The sequence below is a fragment of the Streptomyces lanatus genome, from assembly GCF_014655715.1.
Lineage (GTDB): Bacteria > Actinomycetota > Actinomycetes > Streptomycetales > Streptomycetaceae > Streptomyces > Streptomyces lanatus.
On record NZ_BNBM01000002.1, the window covers coordinates 513,255 to 533,146 of the forward strand.

Genomic DNA, 19,892 nt, shown 5'->3' on the forward strand with positions numbered 1-19,892 from the left:
GGACTGGACTGACAGGGGTGACCATCTAGCCTAACGCGACCGCGACGGCCCTCCGTACGTCCAGCATGCCTGCCCGCGTCCAGTGTGCCGGTCGGCTCAGACCGCCACTCCGGCCTTCATCTGCGCCCACGCCTCCGGAAGCGCCGCCTCGTCGGCCGCCGCGCGCTGCTCCTCCCTGCCGTACAGCAGCCCGTATGTGAACGTGCTCTCCCCCGCCGCATGCGCCTGCCGCGCGAGCTCCCGCAGGGCCTCCCGGGTCATCACGCTGTCCTGGTGGTCGCCGAGCAGGTTCTGCAGGGACTTCATCGACTTCACCAGCTTCCCGGCGGAGTCCCCGAGCGCCGGAACCGCCGACTCCGCCGCATACCTGGTCCGCTTCGCCTTTTTGCGGGCCTCATGCAGCGCCAGGTCGCGATCCGCGCCGGAGTCCAGTTCGAGGGCGTGCTCGACCAGCCCGGACAGCTTGCCGAAGTCCTTCCGTACGGCCTTGGCGATCACCTTCTCCGGCTTGCCGGCGGCCGCCTTCAGCAGGGGCGGCTCGGCCACCAGGGCGTCGAGGGTGTCGAGCAGCTGCAGATACCTTTTGCCGTCGAGTACGTTCATCAGCCGCCGCCGCGATCCACCGCGCTTGGCGTGCGACCAGGTGCGCAGCCGGGTGCGGACGGGGCCGGACATCAAGGTCCGCGGCAGCTCGCCGAGGGCCTCCGTCAGCCGCTCCGTGAGCACCTCCTGGTCACGGTCGACGCCCAGCTCCCCGGCCAGCCACTTCAGCTCCTCGCCGATCGGGTCGGTCACCTCACGGTCGAGGACCTTGCCGTACGTCTTGAAGGCGCTGCGCATCCGCCGGGTGGCGACCCGCATCTTGTGCACGGAGTCGTACACGTCCCGCCGCACCGCCGGGTCGAGCTCGACGATCGCGTCCCGCTGGGCGCCGATATAGGCGAGGACATGATCACCGGCGGTCCGCGCAGGAGCCGGCGCCTGCGCCTCGGGCTCTCGTGCCTTGGCTGCCCGCTTCTTCTGCTTCTTCGGCGCTGTCTCGGCCAGCGCCCGCTGCAGTTTCGACTCCGCCGACGACGGTCGTACGCCCGCCTTCTTCAGCCGCTTCTCGACCTTGTCCAGGAACGCCGGATCGGTGCCGTCGGCCAGCTCCACCTCGATCTCGGTCCACTGGACGGTCCCGCTGCCCCCGTCCAGCCGCTCGGCCCGCACGGCGTCCACGCTGACCTCCGCCAGCAGCCTGCCGTCGGCGTCCACGAGGTCGCGCACATCGCGGTCGGAGCGCAGCCGGACCACCGGCACCAGCTCGGTCTCCCGGACCCTGGAGCGGACCAGCCCCGCGAGCGTTCGGGGCAGGCTGTCGGACAGCGGGGCCTGGATCTCGTCCCGCACCCCCTTCGCCACGGGGAACTTCAGATGCCAGCCCGCGTCCGCCCCGCCCGTTCTGCGGCGCAGGGTGATGGATGACGCGGCGAGCCGCTCGTCCGGGGTGTCGTAATAGGTGGCGTCCAGCTGCGCGACACCTTTGTCGACCACGGTCGCGACTCCGGCGACACCGGTCAGATCGGGCAGGCCACTGTCGTCGGATTCATACTTACGCTCGATTTCGCGCTTCGTGTCCGCCATGAACCGAATCTAATCGGAGTCACGTCGGGACGACAGTGCTTACCAGCCATGAACCCCGGGGAAACGGCAGATGACAGCCAGGGGGCGGCCGTTGCGGGGGTCACGCCGACATCGGACGCTGCACCCGGATCGACTGCAGCAACCCCACCGCCACCCACACCGCGAACATCGACGATCCGCCGTACGACACGAACGGCAACGGCAGACCCGTCACCGGCATGATCCCCAGCGTCATCCCGATGTTCTCGAACGCCTGGAAGGCGAACCACGCCACGATCCCGGCCGCCACGATCGTCCCGTACAGCTCGGTCGTCTCGCGTGCGATACGGCAGGCCCGCCACAGGATCACGCCGAGGAGGATGATGATCAGCCCGCCGCCGACGAAGCCCAGCTCCTCCCCCGCCACCGTGAACACGAAGTCGGTCTGCTGCTCCGGCACGAACTGCCCGGTCGTCTGCGAGCCGTGGAACAGCCCCGACCCCGTGAGCCCGCCCGAACCGATCGCGATACGGGCCTGGTTGGTGTTGTAACCGACGCCCGCCGGGTCAAGCTCGGGGTTGGCGAAGGCCGCGAACCGGGCGATCTGGTAGTCGTCCAGGACCCCCAGCTGCCAGACCGCGATCGCGCCCGTCGTCCCCGCACCGATCAGCCCGAAGACCCAGCGGTTGGAGGCACCGGACGCGAGCAGCACACCCAGCACGATCACCACCATGACCATGACCGACCCGAGGTCGGGCATGAGCAGCACGATCAGCATCGGCACCGTGGCGAGACCCAGCGCCTGCATCACCGTGCGATGGTCGGGATACGGCTTGTCGCCCGCGTCCACTCTCGCCGCCAGCAGCATCGCCATGCCCAGGATGATCGTGACCTTCACGAACTCCGAGGGCTGCAGCGAGAAACCGCCGGGCAGCTTGATCCAGGAGTGGGCGCCGTTGATGGTGGAGCCGAGCGGCGTGAGCACCAGCAGGATCAGGAACACCGACAGGCCGTACAGGATCGGCACCGCCCCGCGCAGGGTGCGGTGGCCCAGCCACACGGTCCCGATCATCAGCGCCAGCCCGATCCCGGTGTTCAGGACATGCCGGATCAGGAAGTAGTACTGGTCGCCCTGGTTGAGCTCGGTGCGGTTGCGGGTCGCCGAGAAGACCAGGAGCGCGCCCATCAGCGACAGGGCCGTCCCCGACAGCAGTATCGGCCAGTCGAGCCGGCGGGCGAGCGAGTCACGGGCGAACAGACGGGTCCAGCCCGCCCGTTCCGGCCCGTACCCGGAGACCTGGAAACTGTTGGCGCCGGTCATGTGAGCATCCTCCGGCTTCCCCGCTTACGTCCCCCGCGCCCCGCGCGTCGCCTGCGCCGGGTGTCCCGGTTCTCGGGCGTCTGCGTCGGCACGGTGCCGGCGAGCTGCTGCTCGTCCGGCGCCTTGTCGCCCTCCTGGCTGACCCGCTGCTCCTTCGCCGGGTCCTTGGAGACCTTGGGCGAGGTGATGGTGCCGTCGGTGCGGACCTTCGGCAGGTCCTTCTCCGGCGTCGACAGCAGCGCGTTCTTCTTGTTGATCGCACCGTCGTCGGCGACGCCGTACAGCGCGTCGTAGATGTTGCGCACGGCCGGACCCGAGGCACCGGAACCCGTACCACCCTGGGAGATCGTCATGACGACCGAGTAGTCCTTGGTGTATGTCGCGAACCACGAGGTCGTCTGCTTGCCGTAGACCTCCGCGGTACCGGTCTTGGCATGCATCGGGATCTTGTCCTGCGGCCAGCCGACGTCGGCGAACCGCCAGGCCGCGGTACCCCGGGTGGCGACACCGGCCAGGGCGTCGTCCATCTCGGCGAGCGTCTTCTGGCTTATCGGCAGCTTGCCGTGGGACTTGGGCGCGATCTCCTGGACGGCCTTGCCGTCGGCGCTGACGATGGCCTTGCCGACCGTGGGGTCGTAGAGCGTGCCGCCGTTGGAGATCGCCGAGTAGATGGTGGCCATCTGGATGGGGGTGACGAGGGTGTCGCCCTGTCCGATGGAGTAGTTGACGGAGTCACCGGCGCGCATGCGGTTGCCTTCGAGGCAGTTCTCGTAGGCGATCTTCTCGGCGTACGACCCGTCCTTCTTGCCGTACTTGCACCAGGCGTCCTTGTTGGCCTTCCAGTAGTCCAGCTTCCACTTGCGGTCGGGGATCCGGCCGGTGACCTCGTTGGGCAGGTCGATGCCGGTCTCCGCGCCGAGGCCGAACTGGTGAGCCGTCTTGTAGAACCAGTCGTTGGCGTTCTTCTTCGGCTTGGTGCCGCCGTCGCGCTTCCACTCCTCATGGCTGAGCCGGTAGAAGACGGTGTCGCAGGAGACCTCCAGGGCGCGGCCGAGGCTGATCGGGCCGTACCCCTGGGACTCGAAGTTCTTGAAGACCTGGCCGCCGATCGAGTACGAGCTGGAGCACTGATAGGGGCCGTCGAAGGAGTAGCCGGCGTTGACCGCGGCGGCCGTGGGCACGACCTTGAAGATCGAGCCGGGTGCCGACTGGCCCTGGATCGCGCGGTTGAGCAGCGGGTAGTTCGAGGCCTTGCCCGTAAGTGTGGTGTAGTCCTTCGCGGAGATGCCGCCGACCCAGGCGTTCGGGTCGTAGGACGGGTTGGACGCCATGGCGACGATGCGGCCGGTCTTGGCCTCCATCACGATGACCGCGCCCGAGTCGGCCTTGTACCGCTCGTTGGTGTTGCGGTCCCACTCCTGGCGGGCCTTCTTCATGGCGTCGTTCAGCTCGTACTCGGCGACCCGCTGCACCCGGGCGTCGATGCTGGTGACGAGGTTGGAGCCGGGTTGGGCGGCGTCCGCCTGGGCCTGGCCGATGACGCGGCCGAGATTGTCGACCTCGTAGCGGGTGACGCCGGCCTTGCCGCGCAGCTCCTTGTCGTACTCCCGCTCCAGACCGGAGCGGCCGACCTGGTCGGAGCGCAGGTAGGGCGAGTCGGTGTCCTTGGCCTGCTGGATCTCCTCGTCGGTGACCGGGGAGAGATAGCCGAGGACCTGGGCGGTGTTGGACTTGCCGGGGCCCGGGTACCGCCGGACGGCCTGGGGCTCGGCGGTGATGCCGGGGAAGTCCTCGGCGCGCTCACGGATCTGGAGGGCCTGCTTGGCGGTGGCCTCGTCGGTGATGGGGATCGGCTGGTACGGCGAGCCGTTCCAACAGGGCTGCGGGGTCTCCGCGTCGCACAGCCGGACCTTCGCCATGACCTCGTTGGGCTTCATGCCCAGCACGCCGGCCAGCTTGGTCAGGACGCCCTTGCCGTCGTCCGGCATCTTCAGCAGGTCGGTGCGGGAGGCCGAGACCACCAGCCGGGTCTCGTTGTCGGCGAGCGGCACTCCGCGCGCGTCCAGGATCGCGCCGCGCACGGCCGGCTGGACGACCTGCTGGACGTGGTTGCCGGACGCCTCCTTGGCGTAGGCGTCGCCCTCACGGATCTGCAGGTACCACAGGCGTCCGCCGAGAGTGCCGAGCAGGGACAGGACGAGGATCTGGATGACGATGAGCCGGATCTGGACGCGTGGCGTCCGGCCGGTCTCGGGGATGTTGGTCACTGCGGCTGCCTCCCCCTCTCAGTGCGAGTGCCAGTGCGGATACGGCCCCGGACCCGGGCACGGATACGACCGCGGACCCGAGTACGGATACGAGTACGAACACGACTGTGTGCGTTCGACTGATGAACGTCCGGCCCGCACGGCCCAGTTCCTCCCGGACTCACCCGTCAGGGTGAACTCCCCAGTCCTCACAGCCGCTTGACCCCCTTGATGCGCCCGGCGCGCGCCGTACGCGAACGGACCGCCTTCACCTTCAGGCCGCCCTTCAGCCCGGCGCGCTGGCCACCGATGCGCAGCCCCGTGCCGCCGGACAGCCAGCCGGAGGAGATGTCGGGCTTCTTGGCCTGGGAGCTTGTGTCGGCGAGCGGGTCGTTCTCCGCGCGCCTGGCCAGCGCCATGATCCCGGGGACCACGAACGGCGCGAGCAGCAGGTCGTACAGCGCGGCCGTGAACAGCAGGCTGCCGAGCCCGACATGGCGTGCGGCGGTGTCCCCGACGACCGCGCCGACACTCGCGTACAGCAGGGTCGCGCCGATCGCGGCGACGACCACGACGACCATCGGCCCGGTGGCCGACTTCAGCCGGCCGTCGGCCGGTTTGACCAGCCCGGCGACATAGCCGATGACGCACAGCACCAGTGCGTAGCGGCCGGCGGCATGGTCGGCGGGCGGGGCGAGGTCGGCGAGCAGACCGGCGCCGAAGCCGACGAGGGCGCCGCCGACATGGCCGTAGACCATGGCGAGGCCCAGGACGGTGAGCAGCAGCAGATCGGGGACGGCGCCCGGGAGGTGCAGCCGGGCCAGGACGCTGACCTGGACGACCAGGGCGACGACGACCAGGGAGGAGGAGAGCAGGATTCGGTTGACGCGCATGGGGCTTCAGCTCCTACTGCTCTTGCTCGTACTCGTACTGGTTCTGGCCGTCGGCCGACGGCTGCTCCTGGCCTTCGACCCGGGGCTCGTACGGACCGTCGGCCTGCGGCTGGTCCTGTTCCTCACCCTCGGGCGGGAGCTGACCGTCGGCGCCCGGTGTGACGGTGACCGTCACGGTCGGCCTCGGGGTCGGCCGGGGCTTGTCGGGGAGGACCGTGTCGCGCGGGTCCTTCGTCGGGGCCTGGACGACGACGCCGACGATGTCGAGCTTGGAGAAGCCGACGTACGGCGTGACATAGAGGGTGCGGGTCAGGTCGCCGCCGGACGGGTCGACGCGGGAGACGACACCGACGGGGACGCCCGGCACGAAGGGCTTGTCGGCCTGCGAGCCGAAGGTGACGAGCCGGTCGCCCTTCTTCACCTCGGCCTTGCCGTTGAGGAGTTCGACGCGCAGCGGGCGGTCGCCCTGGCCGGAGGCGAAGCCGAGTTCGTCGGTGGACTCCATGCGGGTGCCGACGGTGAAGTCGGGGTCGTTGGCGAGGAGCACGGTGGCGGTGTTCGGGCCGACGGTGGTGACCCGGCCGACCAGCCCGTCGCCGTTGAGGACGGTCATGTCGCGGCGGATGCCGTCGTTCTCGCCGACGTCGATGGTGATGGTCCAGGAGAAGCCCTGGGCCGCTCCTATGGCGATGACCTCGGCGCCCTTGATGCCGTACTGGCCCTCGCCCGCGATCTTCAGCATCTTGTCCAGCTGCTTCAGCCGGCTGCGGTCGCGGTCGCTGCTGCCGAGTTTCGCCTTGAGGGCGGCGTTCTCCTGCTCCAGCCGGGCGAGCCGGTCATGGCGCTCACCGGAGTCACGAATCGCGGCGACCGCGTTGCCGACCGGATTCACCGCGGCCGACACACCGTCCTCGATCGGGCCGAAGACCGTGGCAGCGGCCTGGCGGGCACCGTCGACCGGGGAGTCCTCACCACCGCGGATATCCACCGTGATCAAAGCGAACGCGATGGCGATCAGCAGCACCAGGAGCAGCCGGCTCTCTCGTGTGTCCCTCACGTGCGGCGGCCGTGCCTTCCTCATTGGAATGTGCAGTGGTATTCGGTGTTCAGATGGTGCGAATGGTTGAGCTCGTTCGGATACGCAGAGACTGCAGAGACTTATGGGCGAGCTTATGCCTCTATATCAACGATCCGCCGTACGAGAGGAGATCATCCCGTACGGCGGAACCGAAGAGTTACGTCATCTGCGCGGCTGGGCGTCCAGCACCTGCTGCAACGCCTCGAACTCCTCGACACACTTGCCGGAGCCGAGCGCCACGCTGTCCAGCGGGTCCTCGGCGATATGGATCGGCATGCCGGTCTCACGGCGCAGCCGCTCGTCGAGGCCGCGCAGCAGGGCACCGCCGCCGGTCAGAACGATTCCTCGGTCCATGATGTCGCCGGACAGCTCCGGCGGACACTTGTCGAGGGTCGTCTTCACCGCGTCCACGATGGCGTTGACCGGTTCCTCGATGGCCTTGCGCACCTCGGCCGCGGAGATGACAACGGTCTTGGGCAGCCCGGAGACAAGATCTCGGCCACGGATCTCGGTGTGTTCGTCAGCGTCGAGATCGTACGCCGAACCGATCGTGATCTTGATCTGCTCGGCCGTCCGCTCACCCAGCAGAAGGGAGTACTCCTTCTTGATGTGCTGGATGATCGCGTTGTCCAGTTCGTCACCCGCGACGCGGATGGACTGGGCGGTGACGATGCCGCCGAGGGAGATGACCGCGACCTCCGTGGTGCCGCCGCCGATGTCGACCACCATATTGCCCGTGGCCTCGTGGACCGGCAGGCCGGAGCCGATGGCCGCGGCCATGGGCTCCTCGATGATGTGCACCTGGCGGGCGCCGGCCTGGGACGAGGCCTCGATGACGGCGCGGCGCTCGACGCCGGTGATGCCGGAGGGCACACAGACGACGACCCGCGGACGAGCCAGATACCGCCGCTTGTGGATCTTCAGAATGAAGTAGCGGAGCATCCGCTCGGTGATCTCGAAGTCGGCGATGACGCCGTCCTTCAGCGGACGCACGGCAACGATGTTGCCGGGCGTGCGCCCGATCATCTTCTTGGCCTCGGCACCGACCGCGAGGATCCCACCGGTGTTGGTGTTGATCGCGACGACGGACGGTTCGTTGAGTACGATCCCGCGACCCCTGACGTACACCAGCGTGTTGGCGGTCCCGAGGTCGACAGCCATGTCACGGCCGATGAACGACATTGAGTTCCCCATCAGGATTATCTGGCCTTCCTGGGAGCTTTTGATGGCTTTTCAGGACGGCGAAGTGGGTGCTGTGACGTGAAGGCTTCCATCGTAGACGCGCCTGCACGAACACTGCGGGAGGGTCTTCGCCATTGTCAGCTGATGGCGAGCCGCCCCGCTTGTGGAGACGGGCCATCGGGGGCTCTCGTTCCCTCGATCGGCGCGCATATGCCTGGTAGTGCATTCGGGTGTGGAGACTTCAGCCGCCACACCCTTGCCGTTCAACCGCCGTGGGCTTTAAGCACGGCCCGGAAAGAAGATCTTCACCTCGCGCTCGGCGGACTCCTCGGAGTCGGAGGCGTGGATGAGGTTCTCGCGGACGATGACGCCGTAGTCACCGCGGATGGAGCCGGGTGCGGCGGCGATCGGGTCGGTCGGTCCGGCCAGGGCGCGCAGCCCCTCGATGACCCGCTCGCCCTCGACGATCAGGGCGACGACCGGGCCGGAGGCCATGAACTCCACCAACGGCTCGTAGAAGGGCTTGCCCTTGTGCTCGCCGTAGTGCTGCTCCAGGGTCTCCTGGTCGAGGGTGCGCAGCTCCAGCGCGGTGATCGCCCAGCCGGCCTTGCGCTCGATACGGCTGATGATCTCGCCGGTCAAGCCGCGGCGGACTGCGTCGGGCTTGAGCAGGACGAGGGTGCGCTGGGTCACGGGAGGGCTCCTTCTTACAGCCGGTGTGCGGTGGATGCCGGTGGACGGTGGGATGAGGTTACAGGGCGTGTCCAGGCGCCCGTTACACAGCGTCAGGTGTGGAGGGGTCGGCCTGCGCCGCGAATCTCGCCTTCGCCTCGTCGACCTTCTTGCCGTAGTGCACCGAAGCCCACCAGAGTGCCGCGAAGATCGCGCCCAGGAAGAACATCGTGGGAACGATGAAGCCGGACGCGATCAGCGCGATCTGCAGGGCCCAGCCGAGGGCGACGCCGCCGGGGCGGGTCACCAGGCCGCACAGCAGCACGCACAGGAACATCGCGATCCCGCTGACCGTCCACACCGTCGACATGGCCAGATCGGGGTCCTTCATCGCGACCAGACCGGCGAAGCCGATGACGAAGAACTCGCCGATCAGTGTCGAGGAACAGAGGATACGCATCTTCGGACTCAGCCCTTCCCCAGCAGCAGCCGGGCCTCGCCGACCGTGATGACGGACCCCGTGACCAGCACACCGCCGCCCGCGAACTCGCCCTCCTCCTCGGCCAGCGTGATCGCGGCCTCCAGGGCGTCCGGCAGCCGCGGCTCGACCTGTACCCGCTCGTCGCCGAACACCTCGACGGCGATCGCGGCCAATTCGTCGGCGTCCATCGCGCGGTGCGAGGAGTTCTGGGTGATGACGACCTCGGCGAAGAGCGGCTCGAAGGCCTCCAGCAGCCCCCGTACGTTCTTGTCGCCGCTCGCGCCGACGACGCCGATCAGCCGGCTGAAGTCGAAGGCCTCCCCGATCGCCTCGGCGACCGCCCGCGCGCCCGCCGGGTTGTGCGCGGCGTCCAGCACGACGGTCGGAGAGCGCCGTACGACCTCCATCCGGCCCGGCGAGGCGACGGCCGCGAACGCCTTGCGGACGGTGTCGATGTCCAGCGGCTCGGCGCGCGCGGCGCCGACGCCGAAGAACGCCTCCACGGCGGCGAGGGCGACCGCGGCGTTGTGCGCCTGGTGCGCGCCGTGCAGCGGCAGATACACCTCGGGGTACTCACCGCCCAGCCCACGCAGCGTGACGAGCTGTCCGCCGACGGCGACCTGGCGTGAGACGACCCCGAACTCCAGGCCCTCACGCGCGACGGTGGCGTCGACCTCCACGGCCTTCTTCAGCAGCACCTGCGCGGCGTCCACCGGCTGCTGGGCCATGATCACGGTGGCGTCCTGCTTGACGATCCCGGCCTTCTCGACGGCGATCTCGCCCGGCGTGGAGCCCAGCCGGTCGGTGTGGTCGAGGTCTATCGGCGTCACCACGGCGACATCACCGTCGATGACGTTGGTGGCGTCCCAGGAGCCGCCCATGCCCACTTCCACGACGGCGACGTCCACGGGCGCGTCCGCGAAGGCCGCGTACGCCATGCCTGTGAGCACCTCGAAGAAGGACAGCCGGTACTCCTGCTGTCCGTCGACCATCTCGATGTACGGCTTGATGTCCTGGTACGTCTCGATGAAGCGCTCGGCGGAGATCGGGGCGCCGTCGAGGCTGATCCGCTCGGTGATCGACTGGACGTGCGGTGACGTATAGCGGCCGGTGCGCAGCTCGAAGACGCCGAGGAGGGCCTCGATCATGCGGGCCGTCGACGTCTTGCCGTTGGTGCCGGTGATGTGGATCGAGGGGTACGAGCGCTGGGGCTCGCCCAGCACGTCCATGAGCGCGGCGATACGGCTGACCGACGGCTCCAGCTTGGTCTCGCCCCAGCGGGTGGCGAGCTCCGCCTCGACCTCGCGCAATGCCTTGTCGACCTCGGGGTCCTCGGGGCGTGCGGGCACGTCGGCCTGCGGCGCGCCGCCCTGGGTACGGAGGGTTCGGCTGCCTGCCTCGATGACGGCGAGGTCAGGGTCGCGCTCAGTTTCCGCCGCGATGATCTCGTCGAAGTCGTCGTCGCTCTCACTCACGGGGTCAGTCTACGGAGGGGGACTGACAGTGCGCCCAGGGAGTGGGGTGGTAGGCAAAGGCCCCCGGTGCCACATCGCACAGGGGGCCTTCAGTCGCGTAGAACGACTCACGCTTCCGGCAAGCGCTCCAGCTGCGCGGCGATCCGCGCGATGTCCTCCTCCGCCTTCGCCAGGCGGCCACGGATCTTCTCCACGACGTTGTCCGGCGCCTTGGCCAGGAAGGCTTCGTTGCCGAGCTTGGCGTTGGCCTGCGCCTTCTCCTTCTCGGCCGCCGCCAGGTCCTTCGCGAGGCGCTTGCGCTCCGCCGCCACGTCGATCGTGCCGGACAGGTCCAGCGCGACCGTGGCGCCCGCGACCGGCAGGGTCGCCGTCGCCGAGAAGCCCTCGCCCTCCGGCTGGAGGCGCAGCAGCTGGCGGATGGCGGCCTCGTGGGGCGCCAGGGCCGTGCCGTCCAGGGTCAGGCGGGCCGGGACGCGCTGGCCCGGCTGGAGGCCCTGGTCGGCGCGGAAGCGGCGGACCTCGGTGATGACCGACTGGAGGGACTCGATCTCCTGCTCGGCGCCCTTGTCGCGGAAGCCGCTGTCGGCCGGCCACTCGGCGATGACGATCGACTCGCCGCCCGTGAGGGTGGTCCACAGGGTCTCGGTGACGAACGGGACCACCGGGTGCAGCAGCTTGAGGGTGACGTCGAGGACCTCACCGAGGACGCGCTTGGAGACCTCGGCCGCCTCGCCGCCCGCCTGGAACGTCGTCTTGGACAGCTCGACGTACCAGTCGAAGACCTCGTCCCACGCGAAGTGGAAGAGGGCGTCGGACAGCTTGGCGAACTGGAAGTCCTCGTAGAACGCGTCGACTTCGGCGACGACGGAGTTGAGGCGGGAGAGGATCCAGCGGTCCGTCGACGACATCGCCGACGCGTCCGGCAGCGGGCCCTCCACCGTCGCGCCGTTCATCAGCGCGAAGCGGGTCGCGTTCCAGATCTTGTTGGCGAAGTTGCGGGAGCCCTGGACCCAGTCCTCGCCGATCGGGACGTCGACACCGGGGTTGGCGCCGCGCGCGAGGGTGAAGCGGAGGGCGTCGGAGCCGTACTTGTCCATCCAGTCAAGGGGATTGACGGCATTCCCGAAGGACTTCGACATCTTCTTGCCGAACTGGTCGCGGACCATGCCGTGCAGGGCGATGGTGTGGAACGGCGGGGTGCCGTCCATCGCGTACAGGCCGAACATCATCATCCGGGCGACCCAGAAGAAGAGGATGTCGTAGCCGGTGACCAGGACGGAGTTCGGGTAGAACTTCGCGAGCGACTCGGTCTGTTCGGGCCAGCCGAGCGTGGAGAAGGGCCAGAGGCCGGAGGAGAACCAGGTGTCGAGGACGTCGGTGTCCTGACGCCAGCCCTCGCCGCTCGGCGCCTCCTCGTCGGGCCCGACGCAGACGACTTCACCTTCCGGCCCGTACCAGACCGGAATCCGGTGGCCCCACCACAACTGCCGCGAGATGCACCAGTCGTGGAGGTTGTCGACCCAGTCGAAGTACCGCTTCTCCATCTCCTGCGGATGGATCTTGACCTTGCCGTCGCGGACCGCGTCACCGGCGGCCTTGGCGAGCGGGCCGACCTTGACCCACCACTGCATCGACAGACGGGGCTCGATCGTGGTCTTGCAGCGCGAGCAGTGGCCGACGCTGTGGACGTACGGCCGCTTCTCCGCGACGATCCGGCCCTCGGCGCGCAGCGCGGCGACGATCGCCGAGCGGGCCTCCAGGCGGTCCAGGCCCTGGAAGGGGCCGTGGGCGGTGATGACCGCGTGCTCGTCCATGATCGCGATGGCCGGCAGGTCGTGCCGCTGGCCGATCTCGAAGTCGTTCGGGTCGTGGGCCGGGGTGACCTTGACGGCGCCGGAGCCGAACTCGGGGTCGACATGCTCGTCGGCGACGACCGGGATACGGCGGCCGGTCAGCGGCAGCTCGATCTCACGGCCGACGAGGTGGCGGTAGCGCTCGTCCTCGGGGTGGACGGCGACGGCGGTGTCGCCGAGCATCGTCTCGGCACGCGTCGTCGCGACGACGATGGAGTCGTCGCCCTCGCCGTACCGGATGGAGACGAGCTCGCCGTCGTCGTCCTGGTACTCGACCTCGATGTCCGAGATGGCGGTGAGACACCGCGGGCACCAGTTGATGATGCGCTCGGCGCGGTAGATCAGCTCGTCGTCGTAGAGCCGCTTGAAGATGGTCTGAACGGCCTGGGAGAGCCCCTCGTCCATCGTGAAGCGCTCACGCGACCAGGCGACACCGTCACCGAGGCGGCGCATCTGCCCGGAGATCTGCCCGCCGGACTCGCCCTTCCACTGCCAGACGCGCTCGACGAACGCCTCGCGGCCGAGGTCGTGGCGGGACTTGCCCTCCTTGCCGAGCTCGCGCTCGACGACGTTCTGTGTGGCGATGCCGGCGTGGTCCATGCCGGGCTGCCACAGCGTCTCGAAGCCCTGCATGCGCTTACGGCGCGTCAGGGCGTCGATGAGGGTGTGCTCGAAGGCGTGTCCCAGGTGCAGGCTGCCCGTGACGTTCGGCGGCGGGATGACGACGGTGAACGGCGGCTTGTCGCTCTTCTCGTCCGCCTCGAAGTAACCGCGCTCCACCCAGCGCTCGTACAGCGGCCCCTCTACATCGGCCGGCGCGTACTGGGTCGGCAGTTCGGTGTCGGGCGCTGGTGGCTGCTGCTGAGCGTTCTCGGTCACGCGCTCAGTTTAGGGGTGTCCCGGGCGTGTCCCGAAACGCGTTTGTTCTGTAACGGTGGGCACCCCGATGCCATGCGTTGCCTGCGTCTGCGCCAGGATGTCAGGAACACATAAGCATCTGGAGGGGAACCCAGAAATGAGCTACAACCAGCCGGGCCCGTACGGCGGGCAGCCCCAGCAGCCCGGTCCGTACGGCGGGCAGCCTCAGCAGCCCGGTCCCTACGGCCAGCAGCCGCAGGCGCCCCAGCCCGGCTACGGCTACCCTCAGCAGCCGCCGGCCCAGCCCCAGCCGGGGTACGGCTACCCGCAGCAGGCCCCGCAGGGCGTCCCGCCCCAGCAGCCGTACGGCCAGCAGCAGCCGGGCTACGGCCAGCAGCCGCCCTACGGCCAGGCTCCCTACGGGGCACCGCAGCCGCCGGCGCCCGGTGGCGGCGGCAAGAAGACCGGCCTGATCATCGGTGCCGTGGCCGTCGTGGTCGCGATCGGCGTCGGGGCGTACTTCGTGATCGGCGGGGGCGGTGGCGCGGGCAACCTCGACGACGACGGGGCGCACAAGCTGGCGACGCCACAGAAGCTGCTCAGCGAGTACTCGCGGGTGACCGAAGACGGCCAGTCGTCCGGCGACAACGCGGAGGACCTGGTGAAGAGCGGCGTCAAGAACGGCAAGGACGTGGTCGCCGGCTACTCGACAGCGGACCCGTCGAAGGTCGACCCCAGCGACCCGAACAGCGCCGACTTGTCCGAACTGGCGACGGCCAAGGGCATCTACTACGCGGGCGTCTACGGCGAGATCGCCGACCCGGAGAAGGCTCTGGACGCGTTCTTCGCCGACTTCAAGAAGTCCGCCGAGGACAACTCCTCCTCCGACAGCAGCAGCGGCGCCGACAAGACCGAACTGGTCGGCGAGCCCGAGGCGGCCGACCTCGACGGTGCGGTCATGAAGTGCCAGGCGGTCAAGGGACAGAGCCTGATCACCAAGAAGGAGCAGACCAACTGGTTCTGCGCCTGGGCCGACTACAGCACCATCGCTCTGGTGTCACCGACCGATGCCGCGGCGGAGGTTTCCAAGGACGTGGCGGTCAACATCACCACGAAGGTGCGCTCAGAAGTCCGCGTCAAGGCCTGACGCCCGTGGCTGGCCACCGCCGCCAGGAAGTCGGCGGCAAGGTCAGCTCCACACGAAGGGCACCCGTCCTCCAGGAACGGGTGCCCTCACTTGGTCCGGCCCGCCTCTCGATGCGACAGCGCCGGGGACAGAGGCCGACTCAGGCGCTCAGCAAATCAATTCATGGCCAGGGCGCATGCGTTCTGGGCATAGACCTGACGGACCCTGACGTCCATCAGATGCGCCACACAACCGGCTTGCCCCAGGGCGACGGTGCCGAGTTGGCACGCAGCCTTGACCTTGGGCCCCACGATGTAGTCCTTACCAGCAAGGTAGTTCTCGCACTGCCTGGCAGTGGCATGCGCCGGGGCCGCTGTCACCAGCGGAACAGCCCCCGCGGCAACAGTCAGTGCCAGCGTCGCCAGCACACGCTTCCTCTTCAATGACGCCATGTTCTTGCCCTCCCGTTTTGACTTCGGTCACGAAGATCCAAACAGGACAAACATGAAAGGCACAAGCGTTCGACTGAGATTGTCTTGATCTTTGCGACAGGCAATGAGGGTGCCCAGCCGATGAGTCGGCTGGGCACCCTCACATGCACCGGTACAGCGGCTACGCCGTCTTCTGCTCGCCCGGTCCGCGCCCGCGTGCGTCCCGCGGGATCAGCGTCGGGTTCACGTTCGAGTGGACGACGTCCGCCGTGATGACCACGCGGGCCACGTCCTTGCGGGACGGGATCTCGTACATCACGCCCTGGAGTACTTCCTCCATGATGGCGCGCAGGCCGCGGGCGCCGGTCTGGCGGAGGATGGCCTGGTCGGCGATGGCTTCCAGGGCCTCGCGCTCGAAGTCCAGCTCCACGCCGTCGAGTTCGAAGAGGCGCTGGTACTGCTTGACGAGTGCGTTGCGGGGCTCGACGAGGATCTGGAGCAGGGCTTCCCGGTCCAGGTTGTGCACGCTGGTGATGACCGGGAGGCGGCCGATGAACTCGGGGATCATGCCGAACTTGACCAGGTCCTCGGGCATGACGTCCTCGAACTGGTCCTTGGCCTCCAGCTCGCGCTTGGAGCGGATCGTCGCGCCGAAGCCGATGCCCTTGGCGCCGGCCCGGGACTCGATGATCTTCTCCAGACCGGCGAAAGCGCCGCCCACGATGAACAGGACGTTCGTCGTGTCGATCTGGATGAACTCCTGGTGGGGGTGCTTGCGCCCGCCCTGCGGCGGGACCGAGGCCGTGGTGCCTTCGAGGATCTTGAGCAGGGCCTGCTGGACGCCCTCGCCGCTGACGTCTCGCGTGATCGACGGATTTTCACTCTTCCGCGCGACCTTGTCGATCTCGTCGATGTAGATGATCCCGGTCTCGGCCTTCTTGACGTCGTAGTCGGCCGCCTGGATCAGCTTCAGCAGGATGTTCTCGACGTCCTCGCCGACATAGCCCGCCTCCGTCAGCGCGGTGGCGTCGGCGATCGCGAACGGGACGTTCAGCATGCGGGCCAGGGTCTGCGCGAGCAGCGTCTTGCCGGAGCCCGTGGGGCCCAGCAGCAGGATGTTGGACTTCGCCAACTCGATGGCGTCGTCGCGGCCTTGGGCGCCGCCGTTCTCGCCGGCCTGGACGCGCTTGTAGTGGTTGTAGACGGCGACGGAGAGCGCCTTCTTGGCGGCTTCCTGGCCGACCACATAGCCCTCGAGGAACTCGTAGATCTCGCGCGGCTTGGGCAGTTCCTCCCAGCGGACCTCACTGGTCTCCGCGAGCTCTTCCTCGATGATCTCGTTGCAGAGATCGATGCACTCGTCGCAGATGTACACACCAGGGCCTGCGATGAGCTTCTTGACCTGCTTCTGGCTCTTGCCGCAGAACGAGCACTTGAGCAGATCGCCGCCGTCACCGATGCGTGCCACGGTGTGCTTCCCCTTCGCCTGGGAGACGCCTGGACGTTTTCGAATCCAGCGGCTCCTGGTGCTGCCTTATGTCGACGGTACCTTGCCTGGCCCCCCGTTCGGGCCCCCCTTGGCGCGGTTCACTTTGACGTGCACCGTCCCAAACCGTGCCAAGGGGCAGCAGACAATACCGGTCCGCGTCAGCGAACGTCGGCGTTGTTCATCTTCCGCGTGGAGATGATCTGGTCGATCAGGCCGTACGACAGCGCGTCCTCGGCCGTGAGGATCTTGTCGCGCTCGATGTCCTCGCGGATCTTCTCGATCGGCGTGGTGGAGTGCTTGGCCAGCATCTCCTCCAGCTGCGAGCGCATCCGGAGGATTTCGTTGGCGGCGATCTCCAGGTCGGAGACCTGACCGCGGCCGGTCTCGCTGTACGGCTGGTGGATCAGCACGCGCGCGTTGGGCAGCGCCATGCGCTTGCCGGGCGAACCGGCGGCCAGCAGGACGGCGGCGGCGGAGGCGGCCTGGCCCATGCAGACCGTTTGGATGTCCGGCTTCACGAACTGCATCGTGTCGTAGATCGCGGTCAGCGCGGTGAAGGAGCCGCCGGGGCTGTTGATGTAGACCGAGATGTCCCGGTCGGGGTCCATCGACTCCAGGCACAGCAGCTGCGCCATGACGTCGTTGGCGGAGGCGTCGTCGATCTGCACGCCGAGGAAGATCACGCGCTCCTCGAAGAGCTTCGCGTACGGGTCGTACTCGCGGATGCCCTGCGAGGTGCGCTCGACGAAGCGGGGGATCACATACCGGGACTCGGCGACGGGGCCCGCGTACTCGGCGCGCGTGCGGTCGTACAGGCCGCTGCCGGGGAAGTCGTTCACTGTCTGTCTCCTAGGGGCTGTGGCGGTCGGCTGAGGGCTGTCCGGGGGCTTCAGGCCCCGGTACCGCCGCCGCCCGGGATACCGGCAGCCGTGGTGATGACGTCGTCGATGAGGCCGTACGCCTTGGCCTCCTCGGGGTCGAACCAGCGGTCGCGGTCCGAGTCACGGGTGACCTGCTCGACGGTCTGGCCGGTGTGCTGGGCCGTGAGCTCGGCCATGCGCTTCTTGGTGTGCAGCAGGCGCTCGGCGTGGATCTTGATGTCCGAGGCCGAGCCGGCGAGGCCGGCGGAGGGCTGGTGGATCAGGATCTCGGCGTTCGGCAGCGCGAAGCGCTTGCCGGGGGTGCCCGCGCTGAGCAGGAACTGGCCCATCGAGGCGGCGAGGCCCATGGCGATCGTCATCACGTCGTTCTTGATGAACTGCATGGTGTCGTAGATCGCCATGCCGGCCGTGATCGAGCCGCCCGGGCTGTTGATGTAGAGGTTGATGTCCTTGTCGGGGTCGGCCGCGGCAAGGAGCAGCAACTGTGCGGTGATCTTGTTCGCGATGTCGTCGTCGACCGGCTGGCCGAGGAAGATGATCCGCTCGTTGAGCAGCCGGTTGTAGACCTGGTCGCCGAGGCCACCGCCGATGGAGGGCTCGCCGGCGGCGGAGGGCATCAGATTCGTCACGTATCCACCTGCTCGTCTTACGACGGCGCCGGGCCGTCTTACGTCTTCTGCGGGCAACGGGGGCTCCCCTGCCCTCATACTCATGGACCCTAACGCGGTGGCCCTGTGCTGCAATCCCGGTTCCGCGGGTGTTCGCCGGGGGCGTAGCGCCACGGGGCCGCAGGTGCGCGGGCCCACGAAAGAAGGGCCCCGGGGATTCGACCTCCCCGGGGCCCTTCCTGCGAGCTACGCGGCGCCGTGGGCTCAGCCCTCGGACTTCTCCTCGGCGGCGTCGTCAGCGGTGCCCTCGGCGGCCTCGACCGTCTCGGTGGCCTGCTCGACCTCGTCCTCGTCGTCGAGGTCGATGACCTCGCCGTTGGTGTCCTTGACGACGGCCTTCTCGACCACGACGGCCAGCGCCTTGCCGCGGGCGACCTCGCCGACCAGGAGCGGAACCTGGCCGCCCTCGACGACGGCCTGGGCGAACTGGTCGGGGGACATGCCGGAGGAGGCGGCGCGACGCATGAGGTGCTCGGTGAGCTCCTCCTGGTTGACGTTCAGCTTCTCCTGCTTGACGAGCTCGTCGAGGACGAACTGCGTCTTGATGCCCTTGACCGCGGCTTCCTTGGTCTCGGCGTCGAACTCCTCGACCGTCTTGCCCTGGATCTCGAGGTACTTCTCGAGGTCGAGACCCATCTGGCCGAGCTGGTGGTGCTCGAGGTTGTGCTTACGGGTGTTGATCTCGTCCTCGAGCAGCTTCTCGGGGACGGGCACCTCGACGAGCTCCAGCAGCTTCTCCAGGACGCGCTCCTGGGCCTGCGTGGCCTGGTCGTACTGCTTCATGTTCTCGAGGCGCTTGCGGCTGTCCGCCTTCAGCTCCTCCAGGGTGTCGAACTCGGAGGCGAGCTGCGCGAACTCGTCGTCCAGCTCGGGCAGTTCGCGGGCGGCGACCTGGGTGACCTTGACGGTGACCTCGGCCTCCTTGCCGGCCGCGGAGCCGCCCTTCAGCTCGGAGGTGAAGGTGGCCTCGGCGCCGGTCTCCAGGCCCTTCACGGCGTCGTCGATGCCGTCGAGCAGCTCGCCGGAGCCGATGGTGTAGGAGACGCCGGAAGCGACGCCGTCCTCCAGGACCTCGCCGTCGACCTTGGCCTCCAGGTCGATGGTGACGACGTCGCCGTCCTCGGCGGCACGCTCGACCGGGGAGGTGGACGCGAAGCGCTCACGCAGGTCGGAGACGGCCTTGTCGACGTCCTCCTCGCTGACCTCGACGGCGTCGACCTCGACCTCGATGCCGGAGTAGTCCGGGATCTCGATGGCGGGGCGGATGTCGACCTCGGCGGTGAAGTTCAGCGTCTCGCCGTCCTTCAGCTCGGTGATGTCGACCTCGGGCTGGCCCAGGACGTTGAGCTCGGCCTCGTTGACCGCCTCGGTGTAGAACTTCGGAAGCGCGTCGTTGACCGCCTCCTCCAGGACCGCACCGCGGCCGAACCGCTGGTCGATGACGCGGGCCGGGATCTTGCCCTTGCGGAAGCCCTTCACCGTGACCTGCTGGTTGATCTTCTTGTACGCCGCGTCGAGGCTGTCCTTGAGCTCCTCGAAGGGCACCTCGATGCTGAGCCGAACCCGAGTCGGGTTCAGGGTCTCCACGGCGCTCTTCACGGTTCGGTCTCCTTGGGGCTGACTTTAGGGATCG

16 protein-coding genes are annotated in these 19,892 nt (G+C 68.3%); 1 reads left to right on the top strand and 15 read right to left on the bottom strand.

What is annotated here, in order from left to right; all coding sequences use genetic code 11:
* Positions 1 to 96 precede the first annotated feature (96 nt).
* The 10 genes from IE325_RS07450 to IE325_RS07495 all read right to left on the bottom strand — a co-directional run bounded on the left by IE325_RS07450 (position 97) and on the right by IE325_RS07495 (position 13,685).
* On the bottom strand, positions 97 to 1,626 hold the full coding sequence (locus tag IE325_RS07450) for a CYTH and CHAD domain-containing protein (protein ID WP_190068914.1): 1,530 nt from the start codon (positions 1,624 to 1,626) through the stop codon (positions 97 to 99).
* 100 nt (positions 1,627 to 1,726) lie between these two features.
* Entirely contained in the window at positions 1,727 to 2,926 is a 1,200-nt protein-coding gene (gene rodA, locus IE325_RS07455) for a rod shape-determining protein RodA (RefSeq protein WP_190068915.1), read from the bottom strand.
* Positions 2,923 to 5,193 carry a penicillin-binding protein 2 gene (gene mrdA, locus IE325_RS07460; RefSeq protein WP_190068916.1) on the bottom strand — a complete coding sequence of 757 codons (2,271 nt, stop codon included), beginning with the start codon at positions 5,191 to 5,193 and terminating at the stop codon, positions 2,923 to 2,925. Before mrdA ends, rodA begins: the two co-directional genes overlap by 4 nt.
* 188 nt (positions 5,194 to 5,381) lie before the next feature.
* On the bottom strand, positions 5,382 to 6,065 hold the full coding sequence (gene mreD / locus IE325_RS07465) for a rod shape-determining protein MreD (protein WP_190068917.1): 684 nt from the start codon (positions 6,063 to 6,065) through the stop codon (positions 5,382 to 5,384).
* 13 nt (positions 6,066 to 6,078) lie between these two features.
* Complete coding sequence (gene mreC, locus IE325_RS07470; protein WP_190068918.1) at positions 6,079 to 7,122, bottom strand: rod shape-determining protein MreC; 1,044 nt, start codon at positions 7,120 to 7,122, stop codon at positions 6,079 to 6,081.
* 183 nt (positions 7,123 to 7,305) lie between these two features.
* A complete protein-coding gene (locus IE325_RS07475) occupies positions 7,306 to 8,325 on the bottom strand; it encodes a rod shape-determining protein (protein WP_004931372.1) in 1,020 nt (339 codons plus the stop codon).
* A gap of 279 nt (positions 8,326 to 8,604) precedes the next feature.
* The gene (gene ndk / locus IE325_RS07480) at positions 8,605 to 9,018 is read right to left on the bottom strand and encodes a nucleoside-diphosphate kinase (protein ID WP_190068919.1); all 414 of its coding nucleotides are present in this window, start codon (positions 9,016 to 9,018) and stop codon (positions 8,605 to 8,607) included.
* 82 nt (positions 9,019 to 9,100) lie between these two features.
* Entirely contained in the window at positions 9,101 to 9,457 is a 357-nt protein-coding gene (locus tag IE325_RS07485; RefSeq protein ID WP_190068920.1) for a DUF4233 domain-containing protein, read from the bottom strand.
* Positions 9,458 to 9,465: 8 nt separating this feature from the next.
* A complete protein-coding gene (gene folC, locus IE325_RS07490) occupies positions 9,466 to 10,953 on the bottom strand; it encodes a bifunctional tetrahydrofolate synthase/dihydrofolate synthase (protein WP_190068921.1) in 1,488 nt (495 codons plus the stop codon).
* 107 nt (positions 10,954 to 11,060) lie between these two features.
* A complete protein-coding gene (locus tag IE325_RS07495) occupies positions 11,061 to 13,685 on the bottom strand; it encodes a valine--tRNA ligase (RefSeq protein ID WP_190068922.1) in 2,625 nt (874 codons plus the stop codon).
* Positions 13,686 to 13,821: 136 nt separating this feature from the next.
* Between IE325_RS07495 and IE325_RS07500 the strand changes: the two genes are divergently transcribed.
* Positions 13,822 to 14,811 (top strand): hypothetical protein, encoded by a 990-nt coding sequence (locus tag IE325_RS07500; protein ID WP_190068923.1) that lies wholly within the window; start codon positions 13,822 to 13,824, stop codon positions 14,809 to 14,811.
* A 155-nt stretch (positions 14,812 to 14,966) separates the two neighbouring features.
* Here IE325_RS07500 and IE325_RS07505 read toward each other — a convergent pair whose 3' ends face one another.
* The 5 genes from IE325_RS07505 to tig form a co-directional block, all read right to left on the bottom strand.
* Positions 14,967 to 15,242 carry a hypothetical protein gene (locus tag IE325_RS07505; RefSeq protein ID WP_190068924.1) on the bottom strand — a complete coding sequence of 92 codons (276 nt, stop codon included), beginning with the start codon at positions 15,240 to 15,242 and terminating at the stop codon, positions 14,967 to 14,969.
* Positions 15,243 to 15,402: 160 nt separating this feature from the next.
* A complete protein-coding gene (gene clpX, locus IE325_RS07510; protein ID WP_030052243.1) occupies positions 15,403 to 16,689 on the bottom strand; it encodes an ATP-dependent Clp protease ATP-binding subunit ClpX in 1,287 nt (428 codons plus the stop codon).
* A 179-nt stretch (positions 16,690 to 16,868) separates the two neighbouring features.
* The gene (locus IE325_RS07515; protein ID WP_308437638.1) at positions 16,869 to 17,549 is read right to left on the bottom strand and encodes an ATP-dependent Clp protease proteolytic subunit; all 681 of its coding nucleotides are present in this window, start codon (positions 17,547 to 17,549) and stop codon (positions 16,869 to 16,871) included.
* Between the two features lie 50 nt (positions 17,550 to 17,599).
* Positions 17,600 to 18,208, bottom strand: a complete 609-nt coding sequence (locus IE325_RS07520; protein ID WP_187284805.1) for an ATP-dependent Clp protease proteolytic subunit — start codon at positions 18,206 to 18,208, stop codon at positions 17,600 to 17,602.
* A 255-nt stretch (positions 18,209 to 18,463) separates the two neighbouring features.
* Positions 18,464 to 19,858, bottom strand: a complete 1,395-nt coding sequence (tig, locus tag IE325_RS07525; protein WP_190068925.1) for a trigger factor — start codon at positions 19,856 to 19,858, stop codon at positions 18,464 to 18,466.
* Positions 19,859 to 19,892: the final 34 nt, after the last annotated feature.